Consider the following 12,233-nt stretch of genomic DNA (forward strand, 5'->3'; position numbering starts at 1 on the left):
ATAGATAAGGGGCAAGTCCGGCGGGCTTGCCCCTTTTTCGTTGCGCGCCTACATGCAGAGCCAGCGACCCAAGGAGACCCGCATGACCCAGGACCTTCTCTCCCTCTTCGATTGCGATGAAGGCACGCTGACGCGGCGCGTCGCGGATGCCTTGAAAGGTGCCGATGACGGAGAGCTCTTCGTCGAGCATGCCCAGGCGGAATCCCTGACTTTCGACAATGGTCGCCTCAAGGGTGGCTCGTTCAACACAGACCAGGGCTTCGGGCTTCGCGCTGTGGCCGGCGAGGCTGTCGGCTATGCCCATGCCGGCGAGCTTTCGCTGTCCGCCCTCTCTCGCGCCGCGGATGCCGTCGGCGCCGTGACCCATGGCCATTCCGGCTCCTATGCGGCTGCCCCGCAGCGGACCAATGCCAAGCTCTATGGCGACGGCAATCCGATCGGCTCGCCGACCTTCGAAGAGAAGGTGAAGCTGCTCTCCGAGATCGATGCCTATCTGCGCGACAAAGACCCCAAGGTGCGGCAGGTGACGGCGACCGTCGGCGCAAGCTGGCAGGTGGTCGAGATCCTGCGCGCCGATGGACACCGGGTGCGCGATACCAGACCAATGACCCGCATCAACATCTCCGTCGTGACAGGCGAAGGCGACCGCCAGGAGAGCGGCTCCTTCGGGGTCGGCGGCCGCATGGGCTTCAACGATTTTCTCACACAAGAGAGCTGGCAGCGCGGGGCCGACGAGGCATTGCGCCAGGCGCTGGTCAACCTCGAAGCCCAGGAGGCGCCTGCTGGTACGATGGATATCGTGCTCGGCAATGGCTGGCCGGGCGTGATGCTCCACGAGGCGGTCGGCCACGGGCTGGAAGGCGACTTCAACCGGAAGAAGACCTCGGCCTTTGCCGGCCTGATGGGCGAGATGGTGGCAGCGCCCGGCGTCACCGTCGTGGATGACGGCACGATCACCGATCGGCGTGGCTCGATCACCATCGACGATGAGGGCACACCATCGGCCTATAACGTGCTGATCGAGAACGGCAGGCTGGTTGGCTACATGCAGGACCGCCAGAACGCCCGCCTGATGGGCATGAAGGCCACCGGCAACGGCCGCCGCCAGGGTTACGCCCACCAGCCCATGCCGCGCATGACCAACACCTACATGCTTTCCGGCGACAAGAGCCCCGAAGAGATCATCGCCTCCGTCAAGAAGGGCATCTACGCCGTCTCTTTCGGCGGCGGCCAGGTGGACATCACCTCCGGCAAGTTCGTCTTCGGCTGCACCGAGGCTTACCTCATCGAAAACGGCAAGATCGGCGCCCCGGTCAAGGGCGCCATGCTCATCGGCAACGGGCCGGACGCCATGCGCCGGATCTCGATGATCGGCAACGACACGAAGCTCGACACCGGGATTGGCAATTGCGGCAAGGCCGGCCAGTGGGTCCCCGTCGGCGTCGGCCAGCCGCATCTGCGGATGGACCAGATCACCGTAGGTGGGACGAAGGCTTGAAGGACGTACTCCCTACCCCGCTGAAAAGGTAAATTCTTGAAGCTTCCGCGCCCGCCCAAGGCCGTCGTTTTCGACATGGACGGCCTGTTGCTCGATACCGAGATCCACTACCGCGCCTCGGTCATCTCGGCGGCCCGGGAGCTTGGTCTGGCGATCGATGAACGCGTCTATGAAGGCATGCTGGGCCAGCCCTGGGCCGGGATCTCGACGCTCTTCAAGCGCACCTGGGGTGACGATTTCGACGCCGATGGTTTCCGGGTTTTGTGGCTTGAGCATTTCCACACGCTTCTGGACAAAGATCTCAGGCTGAAGACGGGCGTGGTCGAACTTCTCGACCTGCTCGACCTGCTCGGTCTTCCGCGGGCGATCGCCACGTCGTCGGCGCATCATCAGGTGGAGCATCACCTGGCGGGCTTCGACCTGCATCGACGCTTCGATGCAGTGATCGCACAAGGTGATTATGCCAGGGGCAAGCCGGCGCCTGATCCCTATCTCGTGGCGGCCGAGCGGCTGGGCGTGGCGCCACAGGATTGCCTGGCGCTCGAGGACAGCCACAACGGCATCCGCTCGGCGCATGCCGCCGGGATGATGGCGGTCATGGTGCCGGATCTGCTGGCACCGACCGAGGAGATCGAGGCGCTTTGCGCGCATGTGGCGCTGGACCTGACCGAGTGCATGCGGTTCTTTGCGGTGACCGAGGTGGGCTGAGCAGCCAAATCATTGGCAAGCGGCTGGCCGCATGGCAGACTGCCACCTTGCCTCGCAAACCACGGAGTGTATCCATCATGGAGCGCCGCCACCTCAACATCATCCTCGATGATGATCTCGCCACGCATCTCGATCGCAGGGTTCAAGGTGATGGCGCGTTCAGGTCAGCCGATGACTATGTCGGTGAGTTGATCCGTCGGGACATGGCGGAAGATACCGACGCCGCACAATTTCTCGACAACCTGCTGTCGGAGGCCTTGATGGACGGCGATCATGCTTTTCGCTCAGTAAGTGCCGCAGACGTTCTACGCCGCAACGCGAAGTCATGACATGGGGTCCGTCCTGTTTCACCCGATCGCTGACGGTGATCAGGACGAAATCTATCGATGGACGGTTGAAAACTGGGGTGAAGCCAGGCGGCCGCCTACTTGACGGGGCTACACGCTCATCTGCATCTGCTCGCGCAATCACCAGGCCTCTGGCGACCGCTTTCAAGCAGGCTCACCGTTCTGATCAAAACGGATGAACCGATTTATGTCTCACGCTATCGAATGCACTACGTGTTCTTCCGCAGGCTCCCCGAGGATAGGCTGGGTGTGCTCAGGCTGTTCGACGTTCGTCGCGATATGCCAAGGAAGCTCAGAAGAGAACTGATCCAGATGGCAAGGGATCCGCTGCAGTAAACCTAGTCCGGCGTGGTTTGACGTCACGAACGGGATACACTTGGCGATGGCTCCGCTATACGGCCAATCACCCCCGTGCCGGCATCAGCACGCAGTCGTAGCGCTGGCGCACAAGCTTGTCGCAGGCGATGCGGGCTTCTTCCTTGGTCTCGAAACCGGTGAAGCGGGCGCGGTAGAAGGTGATGCCGTTGCGGGTCACCATTTCGGTGTAGGTGTCGAGATCCTGAAGCGGGGTGCCGACCTTCTGGCGGGCCTGGGAGAGGAGATCCATGGCGGCCTGGGCGGAGGTGGCGGCGGCGATCTGGATCTGCCACTTGCGATCGATGGCCGTCGGCGTGCTGGCCGTGTGCTGCGGGTCGACCGGGGCAAAACGGCTTGCCGGAGTGGCGACCAGCTCTGCGGCAGCCGTTTCCGATGGGGCATAGGCAGCGGCGGTCCCGGGGGACGAGGTGCCGGTGGCGCCGGCCATGCCCTGCACGGCGGCGACTGCCGACTGGCGCGAAGCGGGAACCGGAATGTCGTCACCCAGGCGGGCGAGATCCATCTGAACGCCGGTCGAGCGCGAAACCAGCAATTGCTCGCCCGACGAGGCCTTCTTGATGTTGGCGTCGATCAGGCGTTCCATGATCTTATCGCGGCTTGCAGCCGTTCTGCCGCCCATGACGACGCCGATCACGCGGCGGCCATTGTGTTCGACGGCACTCACGAGGTTGAAGCCGGAGGCATTGGTGTAGCCGGTCTTGATGCCGTCCATGCCCTTGTAGCGATACATCAGGTTGTTGTGGCCATTGATGGTCTTGCCGCGGAACTTGAAGCTCTTGGTGGCGAAGAGTTCGTATTCCTTCGGAAAGTCACGCATCAGGGCGACGCCTAAGGTCGACATGTCGCGCGCAGTGGTGAACTGCTGTGCATGCGGAAGGCCCGAAGCGTTGAAGAAGGTGGTGTTCATCATTCCGAGCGAGCGGGCCTTGCGGGTCATCAAGGCGGCAAAGCCTTCTTCGCTGCCGCCGAGCTTCTCGCCGATTGCGGCGGATGCATCATTGGCCGACTTGACGATCATCGCCAGCACGGCTTCGCGGACCGTGATGCTGTCGCCTGCCTTGACGAAGAGTTTGGTCGGCGGGCGGGAAGCTGCATGTTTCGAAAAGGGAACGGGGCTGTCCCAGCTCAGCTTTCCGGCGCGGATCGCGTCAAAGACCATGTAGACCGACATCATCTTGGTGAGCGAGGCCGGGTGATTGAGCTCATCGGGGTTTTCGGAGGCGAGAACTTCACCGGTGCGGGCATCGAGGAGGAGTTGGGCGCTGCCGGCATGAGCGGTGCTCGAGAGGGAAAGGATCGCTACGCAAAACGATAACGCGATCAGCAACTTGCTCATGAAAACTCCAATGCCGCCGGATTTCAATGATGACAGAGACTGGTCCTATTCGATCGACCCGCCGTCTTGTGGTTGAGGCCCTATGGCAAGAATGGGGCGACAATCAGCCGATCGGAATCAAATGCAACCATCAGTCCACAGAAGGTCGCCCGATCATGGTGAATGGAGGGTTAATCCACAGGGCGAATGCTCGCAGTGCCGGTCACGATACCGTCAGCGGGCAAGTGATACCGCGCCTGTGCCTTCCTCTGCGAGCCTGTCCGCGGGATTGACGAGCTGGCAGCGCTGAAGAGACAGGCAGCCGCAGCCGATGCAGCCGTCAAGATCTTCGCGCAAGCGCTGGAGGACACGGATGCGGGCATCGAGCCTTTCGGCCCATCCCGTCGCGATGCGGCGCCAGTCTTCGGGCGTTGGCGTGCGGCCTGCCGGAAGAGCCGACAAAGCATCCGCGACCTCCGACAGCGGCAGCCCCACCTCCTGCGCGGCGCGGATCAAGGCCAGACGACGCAGGACGTCGCGGCCATAGCGGCGCTGGTTTCCACCGGTTCGATCGGCAGAGATCAGGCCCTTGCGCTCGTAGAAATGGATGGCCGAGACCGCCAGTCCGCTGCGGCGGGCGACGTCTCCGACGGTCAGATGCATTTTTTGGCTCGCCATGGCTTTACCTCAACTTGGGTTGAGGTTGTAGCATGGCCGGAAATCGCATTCTATCGCATCCCGCAGAGAGAGTTCCTTCATGACCGATACGACCGAGATCCTCGACGGCACGCCCGCAACAGCCCGAGACGGCACCGGGACAACCCAATCGGCGACCGTTGACGAAGGCGGCTGGCTCGATCTGCTGCAGCCCGCCCATCTCGCCACGACCCTGATGCTGAGCATGGGGGTCGCGCTCTTTGCATTCAACGGCTTCTTCGTCTCGACCGTCTTGCCGAGTGCGATCGCGGAGATCGGCGGCGGGCACCTCATCGCCTGGTCGGTTTCGCTTTACCTGATCGGCTCGATCGTCGCCGGGGTGACGGCTGCCCAGCTGAAGCAGCGCTTCGGCGCGCGGCGGGTGCTGATCGTGGCCACCCTCCTCTTCATCGCTGGCACGGTGGTTGCCGCCATGGCGACGTCCATGGAGCAGGTGCTTGTCGGCCGGGTCGGACAGGGGTTGGGCGAAGGCGTCGTGGCGGCGATCTGCTATGCGTTGATCCCGGCGCTCTTTCCTGCGCGGTTGGTGCCCAAGGTTTTCGGGGTCGAAGCCCTGGTCTGGACCTGCGCCTCCTTCGGCGGCCCATTTGCGGCCGGCTGGATGGCCGAGAGCTTCTCCTGGCGTATGGCTTTTCTGATCAATGTCCCCTTCGGGCTCATCTTCATCGTGCTTGCCGCCTTTACCGCGACGAGACGCGAAAAGGGTCTCGAGACTTCGGGGCTGCCACTCTCGCCGCTGGTGCTCCTGTCGCTCGGCATGCTGATGGTCCTCTACTCCGGCATCGTCGGGCAGGCCTTGATGTCGGCAGCCCTGGTCTTTGCGGGCCTCGCCCTGCTCGGCTTCAGCGTCATCAGGGACCGCCTGTCCCCATCCAGCCTGATGCCGCACAGCGCCTTCGGTCTCAGTTCCACCGTCGGCACGGGTCTCTGGCTGGTCCTCCTGATGCCGGTCGCCCAGGCCACGAGCAGCGTCTACTTCGTCTTCGGCCTGCAGCGCGGCTTCGGCTTCGGTCCGATGGCGGCGGGCGGCCTCGGCGCCGTCATGGCGATGAGCTGGAGCCTCGTCGCCGTCTTGATCGCCCATATCGGAGCGGGGTCGGCCCGGCGGCGAGCCATCGAGGCGGGTCCCGTTCTGCAATGTGTCGGAATGATCCTCGTGGCGCTCGGCTTTCATCAGGGGTCTCTGGCCCTCCTGATTGCCGGGCAGATCGTCGTGGGTGCGGCCTTCGGCGCAAGCTGGGCATTCCTCAGCCAGATGCTGATGGAGGCAAGTGCCGCTGGAGAGCGTGACAAGACTTCGGGCCTGATCCCGACGCTGCAATCGGCCGGTTTCGCGATCGGGGCAGCCTTTGCCGGACTTGCGGGCAACAGCCTTGGCCTTGCCGAGGCTTCGACCAACGAGACGACGAGTATAGCATTTGCTGTCAACTTCCTTATCCCCGTCCTGTGGACAGTCCCGGCGGTTCTGCTCGCCAGACGCTCCACCCGGCTTGCCGAGGGCGTTTTGCCGCCTTCAGCATAAATTGAGGCGACCTGTTGAACCTAGTTTAAAGACTTGACGGGTAGCCTCCCGGCCATTGTGACCAAGGCTATTTCAGGCAGGGCGATGGCGGGACGGATCGGACAGCGGTTGAAACAGGCGGTGATTACCGCCGGGCTGGAGGCGTCCTTTCTGATGTCGCGGCTCGGGGTTGCCCGAGGTCTCAAAGGGCGCGGCGTGATCTTCACGCTGCATCATGTCCGGCCGGACGAGGCGGGTGCCTTCCAGCCGAACCGGCATTTGTCGATCACGCCGGAGTTTCTCGATTCCGCCATCCGGGCGCTTGCTGCGCGCGGCTATCGGTTCTTGCGGTTGCAGGATGTGCCGGCAGCTCTTGCGGCACCGGAGGGGGGCGCACCTTTTGCCGTCTTCACGCTTGATGACGGCTTTCGCGACAACCGCGATCACGCGCTGCCGGTCTTCGAGCGCCACGGCGTTCCCTTCACCATCTTTGTCTGCAAGGGGCTTTCAGAGCGCAGCCACACCATGTGGTGGGACACGGCGGAAGCGCTAATTGCGGCGAAGTCTCGGGTGGCGCTCTGCCTGCCGGCAGGCCGGATCGACCTGGATTGCGGGACGGCGCGTGCAAAGTCGGCCGCTTTCGATGCCGTCGCGCGTGCGCTGATGGCGGGCGACGAAGCAAAGGGCGTGGCGCTGCTCAACGCTGCAGCCAATGCTGTGGGGATCAATCCGCATGCCCTCGTCGCCGAGGCTGTGATGGACGGGCAGGAGCTAAAGGCGCTGGCCAGTCACCCACTCGTCTCCTACGGCGCCCATACCGTGAGCCACCGGGGCCTTGCCCAACTGACCGATACCGAGCTTTTGTCCGAATTCAACGAAAGCGCCGAATATGTCGGGGCGATTACCGGGCAGCGACCGGTGACCTTCGCCTATCCCTATGGCGATGCCCGCAGCGCAACGGTGCGCACGGCCGGCTATGCCGACTGGGCGGGCTTCAAGCTCTCGGTGACAACACAGCCGGGCACATTGACGCCGGCCTCAATGGCGAGCCCGCAACTCCTGCCGCGGATCTCGCTCAACGGGCTCTACCAGAAGGGTCGTTATGTCGAGGCTCTGGCATCGGGGCTGCCGTCGAAACTCGCCGGCGGCTGAACTCCTCCCCTCGCCTCAAGGATACATGCGCACCTTCGACCAGCCGTCTCCATCACGCCGAAACTCGATGCGGTCATGCAGGCGGAACTTGCGGTCGTGCCAGAACTCGATCGAGCTTGGAATGATGCGGAAGCCCGACCAGTGGGGTGGGCGCGGCACATTTCCGAGCGCGTATTTCGCGGTGTATTCGGCAACTGCCTTCTCCAGCGCGAAGCGGCCCTCGAGCGGACGGGACTGTTTCGACGCCCAGGCACCGATGCGGCTGCCGAGCGGGCGCGACTCGTAATACTCGTCCGCTTCCGCGTCGGAGACGACCTCGACCTCTCCTCTCAGGCGGATCTGGCGGCGCAGCGATTTCCAATGAAAACACATTGCCGCCTTTTTCTGGCCGAGAATTTCCTGTCCCTTCTGGCTCTCGAAATTCGTGTAGAACACAAAGCCTCTGACATCGACCCCCTTGAGAAGCACCATACGCACATTCGGTAGACCATCCGCATCCACGGTGGCGAGCGCCACCGCGTTGGGATCGTTGATCTCCGAGGCTTCGGCGTCCTTCAGCCAGGTGGCGAAGAGGGCGAAGGGTTCGCTCTCTTCCGTGAAGTCACCAGTTGTTAACCCGATATCTGACATATTGTGTAAAATGCTCCCGATATGCATATTGGCCGCCGATGACGAAGCACTGGATCGTAGGCCCGTTGAAAGACATAGCAAAGTCGGTCGAGCGTACAAAGGGTTGGTGCATGCGTAGAAGCTCGATCTTGCTCATCATCACTGCGACACTTCCGCTCAGCGGATGCTTTGGCAGCAGCATGGACCTGTTCGGTTCGGATACCGTCGATAGCTCGATCTCCACCTCCACCGTTGCCAAGAAGGGCAATGGAACCAGCCATTCGGACGAATTGACGGTGCAGAGCGCCGTCTCGTCGGCCGATCTTTCCAAGACCGAAGGCAAGCCGCTCCCCTGGGCAAATGCGACCACGGGCAGCGCCGGCGTGGTGACGGCGATCCAGGAAGAGAAGGGCGACGGCGTGATCTGCCGCAACTTCTCGACCACACGCCATTCCTACGAAGGCATCGCCTACTTCTCCGGCAAGACCTGCACGGCAGGCTCGGGCAGCTGGCAGTTGATGAACTTCGACCGCCAATCGTAAACGCCGAGGCGATTTCGGTCGCATTCGAAAGAATTGCTTAAGCTAACCCGAAGAAATAGGCCTCCCTGCCCTCACGCTGCGTAACCTTCGATTAGCACTCGCGTGCGAGGCTTTCTCCCAACTGTAGCGACCGGACCCGCATGTATCAGAGGGGACGGCATGAGAGTTCGCGGACAAGGCGCCATGATCGGGCCTTGCCGCCTGAGGTGTGTTGGTGTCCTCGATGCGTGATTTCTACTCGATCCTCGGCGTGAAGCGTGATGCGGGCGCGGACGAAATCAAGGCTGCATGGCGCACGAAAGCGAAATCCGTGCATCCGGACCAGAACCGGGACGATCCGCTGGCGAACAATCGCTTTGCCGAGATCGGCCGTGCCTATGAAGTGCTGAAGGATCCGGCCAAACGCAGCCGGTATGATCAACAACGCATGAAGGTGGAAGCCTTGGAACGCGAGCAGACGATCATGCAGCAGCGCCAGTCGGCGCGCGAGGCAGCCGAAAAGGCCAAGCAGGCCAAGGCGAATGCCGAACGCGTGCTGGAGGAACTTGCGCGCGCCGAGGCCGAGAAGGCCAAGGCCGATGCCGCGCAGGCCGCCAAGATGAAGGCCGCGAAGGAACAGGCCGCTGAAGCCAAGGCCAAGGCTCAAGCCCAGACCGGCGCGAAAGAAGAGACCGCGGACGCGGCAGCTTCCGGAGCCTCCACAACTGGTGCCGACAAGGCAGCGGGTACGGCTTCCGGAGCAACAGGTAGCTCGACCACCGGTCCGAGCGCTTCCGTTGGCGGCACGGCATCCGGCCCCGAGGAAACCGTCTCCCGCATTTTTGGCGACAGCCCGGAAGCTGCGGCGGCCGCCGAGAACCTGCGTCGTGAACAGGAAGCGGCTGATCTCGCCGAGGGAATGCCGCTCAAACCGGCAGCCTCTCCCCTGCTCGCACCAATCGAACTTCTGAGCTCGTTCGTCCGGCGCCTTCGCGGCGCCCCGCCGCCGCTGCCGGAAAAAGCACCGGACATCTTTGCTGATGCCGTTGTCGCGATTGCCGACCTGCTCGAACAGAAATCCGTGTCGATCACGCTCAATGACGGCCGCGAAGTGCGCGTGCCGCTCGACGGCGTGACCGAGGGGCACGTCGTGCGCCTGAAGAACCAGGGGCTGAAGTTCCAGGGCCTGCAGCGCGGCGATGTGGCCGTCACCATCAAGGTTCTGAAGGCAGAGCGTTTCCTCGTCGACCAGTTCGACATCCGCACCGTGTTGCCGATCACACTCGAAAATGCCGTGCTTGGCTGCGAAAGCCAGGTGGAGGGACCGGATGGAACCATGGTTCCCGTGACGGTGCCGGCCTGGTCGAATTCCGACCAGGTGATCCGCATCGACGACCTTGGCCTGCCCAATGGCGAAGGCGGACGCGGTGCGCTCGTCGTCGAGCTGCGCGTCATGCTGTGGGAAAAGCCGGACGAGAAGGTGACGGACCTCATGCGCCTTATGCGCGAGGGGCTTTACATCTAGCCCCGCCTCCCCCGCCTGAACCCACGGCGTTTTTGCCTGACATATGAAGGATTTCTGACGGAGGCGGCGATTGTCGAGGGACCGATCGACGGATGTCGGGCTGCAATCTTGAACGCCGGAACGGCCTATGCCATAGGCAATTCCACAGAAAGCATCAAAGGGTCCCGATATGGTTCAAGGTTCCGGCCTTATGGCAGGCAAGCGCGGCGTCATCATGGGTGTCGCCAACAATCGCTCGATCGCGTGGGGTATCGCGAAGGCCTGTCGCGACCAGGGTGCCGAGATCGCGCTGACCTGGCAGGGTGACGCGCTGAAGAAGCGTGTCGAGCCGCTGGCCCAGGAACTGGACGCCTTCCTTGCCGGCGATTGCGACGTGACCAATCTCGACAGCATCGACGCCGTCTTCACCAATATCGAGGCACATTGGGGCAAGATCGACTTCGTCGTGCATGCGATCGCCTTCTCCGACAAGGACGAGCTGACCGGCCGCTATATCGAGACGAGCCGTGACAACTTCGCCCGGACGATGGACATCTCCGTCTACTCGTTCACCGCCGTCGCTGCCCGCGCCGAAAAGATCATGAACGATGGCGGCTCGCTGCTGACGCTCACCTATTACGGCGCCGAAAAGGTCATGCCGCATTACAACGTCATGGGTGTGGCGAAGGCCGCACTCGAAGCGTCCGTGCGTTATCTCGCCGTCGACATGGGCGGCCGCGGCATTCGCGTCAACGCGATCTCGGCCGGCCCGATCAAGACGCTGGCGGCCTCCGGCATCGGCGACTTCCGCTACATTCTCAAGTGGAACGAGTATCACTCGCCGCTGAAGCGCAACGTCACCACCGACGAGGTGGGCAAGTCGGGCATGTATCTCCTGTCCGATCTTTCGACCGGGGTTTCCGGCGAAGTGCACCACGTCGACTGCGGCTATCACACTGTTGGCATGAAGTCGGTCGACGCGCCCGACATCGTGCTCGGCAAGGACTGACATCGGAGACTGCGCCGTGCTCATCTACATGATCCGTCACGGCCAGACCGACTGGAATGCCGAAGGCCGCATGCAGGGGCAGAAGGATATCGGCCTCAACGATATCGGCCGCCAGCAGGCATCCGAAAACGGGCGCAAGATCGCGCAAATCCTCGGCAGCCATGCCGGGGATTTTGACTTTGTCAGCTCGCCGCTCGGACGCACCCGCGATACGATGGAACGCGCGCGCACCGCCATGGGCCTGGCCCCTGGCGAATACCGGCTCGATGACCGGCTGAAGGAACTTTCCTTCGGCGCCTGGGAAGGATCGACGCTGCCGGAACTGGCCGAGGTCTCGCCCGAGCGCGTCGCTGAACGGGCGCGGCAGAAATGGGGTTTCATTCCTCCCGGCGACGATGCGGAAAGCTATGAGATCCTGTCGTGGAGGATTGGGGCCTGGCTGAAATCGGTGGAGCGCCCCACCGTCTGCGTCAGCCATGGTGGCGTCATCCGCAGTTGCTTCCGCCTGATCGGCGATGTCAGCGAGGACGAGGCCTGCGAGATGAACATCCCGCAGGACCGGATATTGAAGATCGACCGCGATCAGAAGACCATCGGCTGGCTCTGATCGCCGATCCCGGCCGCCCTTTTCAGACGACCGCTGCCTGCATTACTGCAGGACTTCCAGATCGTCGACGACGCGCTTGCCGTCCACTTCCGTGTAGAACACGATGACCTTCTGGCCGGGCTCCAGCCCTTCGAAGTTGAACTCCGCCGGAACCGCATAGGTCTTGCCGTCCTCGAGGACGAGGCTCATTCCATCGACATTCACGTCACGGATCGTCGACTCGACATCGGCGCTGCCAGCGAGCACTGCGACGGGGGAAAGGAAGCTTGCCGTGGCAAGAAGCAGGGATATCACGACACGCATGCGAACCACCTTCGACCAAATCGATGCTGAAAACGACTGCAAAATAGCCTCCCGAATGTGGCGG

The 12,233-nt window shown here is 62.8% G+C and carries 13 protein-coding genes; 9 read left to right on the forward strand and 4 right to left on the reverse strand.

From position 1 onward, the window contains the following. Positions 1–82: 82 nt before the first annotated feature. From tldD to AC02Y0_RS13445, 3 genes are all read left to right on the forward strand, one after another. Entirely contained in the window at positions 83–1,498 is a 1,416-nt protein-coding gene (gene tldD, locus AC02Y0_RS13435) for a metalloprotease TldD (protein WP_476379407.1), read from the forward strand. 75 nt (positions 1,499–1,573) lie between these two features. Then, positions 1,574–2,206: an HAD family hydrolase gene (locus AC02Y0_RS13440; protein ID WP_476384029.1), complete on the forward strand. Its 633-nt coding sequence runs from the start codon at positions 1,574–1,576 to the stop codon at positions 2,204–2,206. A gap of 77 nt (positions 2,207–2,283) precedes the next feature. Then, the gene (locus tag AC02Y0_RS13445; protein ID WP_476379408.1) at positions 2,284–2,535 is read left to right on the forward strand and encodes a hypothetical protein; all 252 of its coding nucleotides are present in this window, start codon (positions 2,284–2,286) and stop codon (positions 2,533–2,535) included. A 421-nt stretch (positions 2,536–2,956) separates the two neighbouring features. Here AC02Y0_RS13445 and AC02Y0_RS13450 read toward each other — a convergent pair whose 3' ends face one another. Both AC02Y0_RS13450 and soxR read right to left on the reverse strand, forming a co-directional pair. Beyond that, positions 2,957–4,267, reverse strand: coding sequence for a serine hydrolase (locus AC02Y0_RS13450; protein ID WP_476379409.1), 1,311 nt, complete (start codon positions 4,265–4,267; stop codon positions 2,957–2,959). 213 nt (positions 4,268–4,480) lie between these two features. Continuing rightward, positions 4,481–4,924 carry a redox-sensitive transcriptional activator SoxR gene (gene soxR, locus AC02Y0_RS13455; protein WP_476379410.1) on the reverse strand — a complete coding sequence of 148 codons (444 nt, stop codon included), beginning with the start codon at positions 4,922–4,924 and terminating at the stop codon, positions 4,481–4,483. Positions 4,925–5,003: 79 nt separating this feature from the next. Between soxR and AC02Y0_RS13460 the strand changes: the two genes are divergently transcribed. After that, on the forward strand, positions 5,004–6,485 hold the full coding sequence (locus AC02Y0_RS13460) for an MFS transporter (RefSeq protein ID WP_476379411.1): 1,482 nt from the start codon (positions 5,004–5,006) through the stop codon (positions 6,483–6,485). 84 nt (positions 6,486–6,569) lie between these two features. Then, positions 6,570–7,616, forward strand: coding sequence for a polysaccharide deacetylase family protein (locus AC02Y0_RS13465; protein WP_476379412.1), 1,047 nt, complete (start codon positions 6,570–6,572; stop codon positions 7,614–7,616). 15 nt (positions 7,617–7,631) lie between these two features. On the opposite strand, the gene pdxH is transcribed toward AC02Y0_RS13465, so the two are convergent. Further along, on the reverse strand, positions 7,632–8,246 hold the full coding sequence (gene pdxH / locus AC02Y0_RS13470) for a pyridoxamine 5'-phosphate oxidase (protein WP_476379413.1): 615 nt from the start codon (positions 8,244–8,246) through the stop codon (positions 7,632–7,634). A gap of 65 nt (positions 8,247–8,311) precedes the next feature. On the opposite strand from pdxH, the gene AC02Y0_RS13475 reads away from it, so the two are divergent. The 4 genes from AC02Y0_RS13475 (at position 8,312) to AC02Y0_RS13490 (ending at position 11,866) form a co-directional block, all read left to right on the forward strand. Next, positions 8,312–8,767 (forward strand): RT0821/Lpp0805 family surface protein, encoded by a 456-nt coding sequence (locus AC02Y0_RS13475; RefSeq protein ID WP_476379414.1) that lies wholly within the window; start codon positions 8,312–8,314, stop codon positions 8,765–8,767. A 223-nt stretch (positions 8,768–8,990) separates the two neighbouring features. Then, complete coding sequence (locus tag AC02Y0_RS13480; RefSeq protein WP_476379415.1) at positions 8,991–10,271, forward strand: J domain-containing protein; 1,281 nt, start codon at positions 8,991–8,993, stop codon at positions 10,269–10,271. A gap of 169 nt (positions 10,272–10,440) precedes the next feature. After that, positions 10,441–11,259, forward strand: coding sequence for an enoyl-ACP reductase FabI (fabI, locus tag AC02Y0_RS13485; RefSeq protein ID WP_476379416.1), 819 nt, complete (start codon positions 10,441–10,443; stop codon positions 11,257–11,259). 16 nt (positions 11,260–11,275) lie between these two features. Then, positions 11,276–11,866 (forward strand): histidine phosphatase family protein, encoded by a 591-nt coding sequence (locus tag AC02Y0_RS13490; RefSeq protein WP_476379417.1) that lies wholly within the window; start codon positions 11,276–11,278, stop codon positions 11,864–11,866. Between the two features lie 42 nt (positions 11,867–11,908). On the opposite strand, the gene AC02Y0_RS13495 is transcribed toward AC02Y0_RS13490, so the two are convergent. After that, the gene (locus AC02Y0_RS13495; RefSeq protein ID WP_102019491.1) at positions 11,909–12,169 is read right to left on the reverse strand and encodes a DUF1344 domain-containing protein; all 261 of its coding nucleotides are present in this window, start codon (positions 12,167–12,169) and stop codon (positions 11,909–11,911) included. Positions 12,170–12,233 lie beyond the last annotated feature (64 nt).

The organism is Allorhizobium sp. nf9_anc (assembly GCF_056323085.1).

Bases quoted from the DNA above. Each gene is read 5' to 3' on its own strand.
- AC02Y0_RS13440 (WP_476384029.1), top strand. From the start codon at position 1,574: ATGGACGGCCTGTTGCTCGATACCGAGATCCACTACCGCGCCTCGGTC.
- AC02Y0_RS13450 (WP_476379409.1), bottom strand. From the start codon at position 4,267: ATGAGCAAGTTGCTGATCGCGTTATCGTTTTGCGTAGCGATCCTTTCC.
- tldD (WP_476379407.1), top strand. From the start codon at position 83: ATGACCCAGGACCTTCTCTCCCTCTTCGATTGCGATGAAGGCACGCTG.
- pdxH (WP_476379413.1), bottom strand. From the start codon at position 8,246: ATGTCAGATATCGGGTTAACAACTGGTGACTTCACGGAAGAGAGCGAA.
- AC02Y0_RS13495 (WP_102019491.1), bottom strand. From the start codon at position 12,169: ATGCGTGTCGTGATATCCCTGCTTCTTGCCACGGCAAGCTTCCTTTCC.
- AC02Y0_RS13465 (WP_476379412.1), top strand. From the start codon at position 6,570: ATGGCGGGACGGATCGGACAGCGGTTGAAACAGGCGGTGATTACCGCC.
- soxR (WP_476379410.1), bottom strand. From the start codon at position 4,924: ATGGCGAGCCAAAAAATGCATCTGACCGTCGGAGACGTCGCCCGCCGC.
- AC02Y0_RS13445 (WP_476379408.1), top strand. From the start codon at position 2,284: ATGGAGCGCCGCCACCTCAACATCATCCTCGATGATGATCTCGCCACG.
- fabI (WP_476379416.1), top strand. From the start codon at position 10,441: ATGGTTCAAGGTTCCGGCCTTATGGCAGGCAAGCGCGGCGTCATCATG.
- AC02Y0_RS13480 (WP_476379415.1), top strand. From the start codon at position 8,991: ATGCGTGATTTCTACTCGATCCTCGGCGTGAAGCGTGATGCGGGCGCG.
- AC02Y0_RS13460 (WP_476379411.1), top strand. From the start codon at position 5,004: ATGACCGATACGACCGAGATCCTCGACGGCACGCCCGCAACAGCCCGA.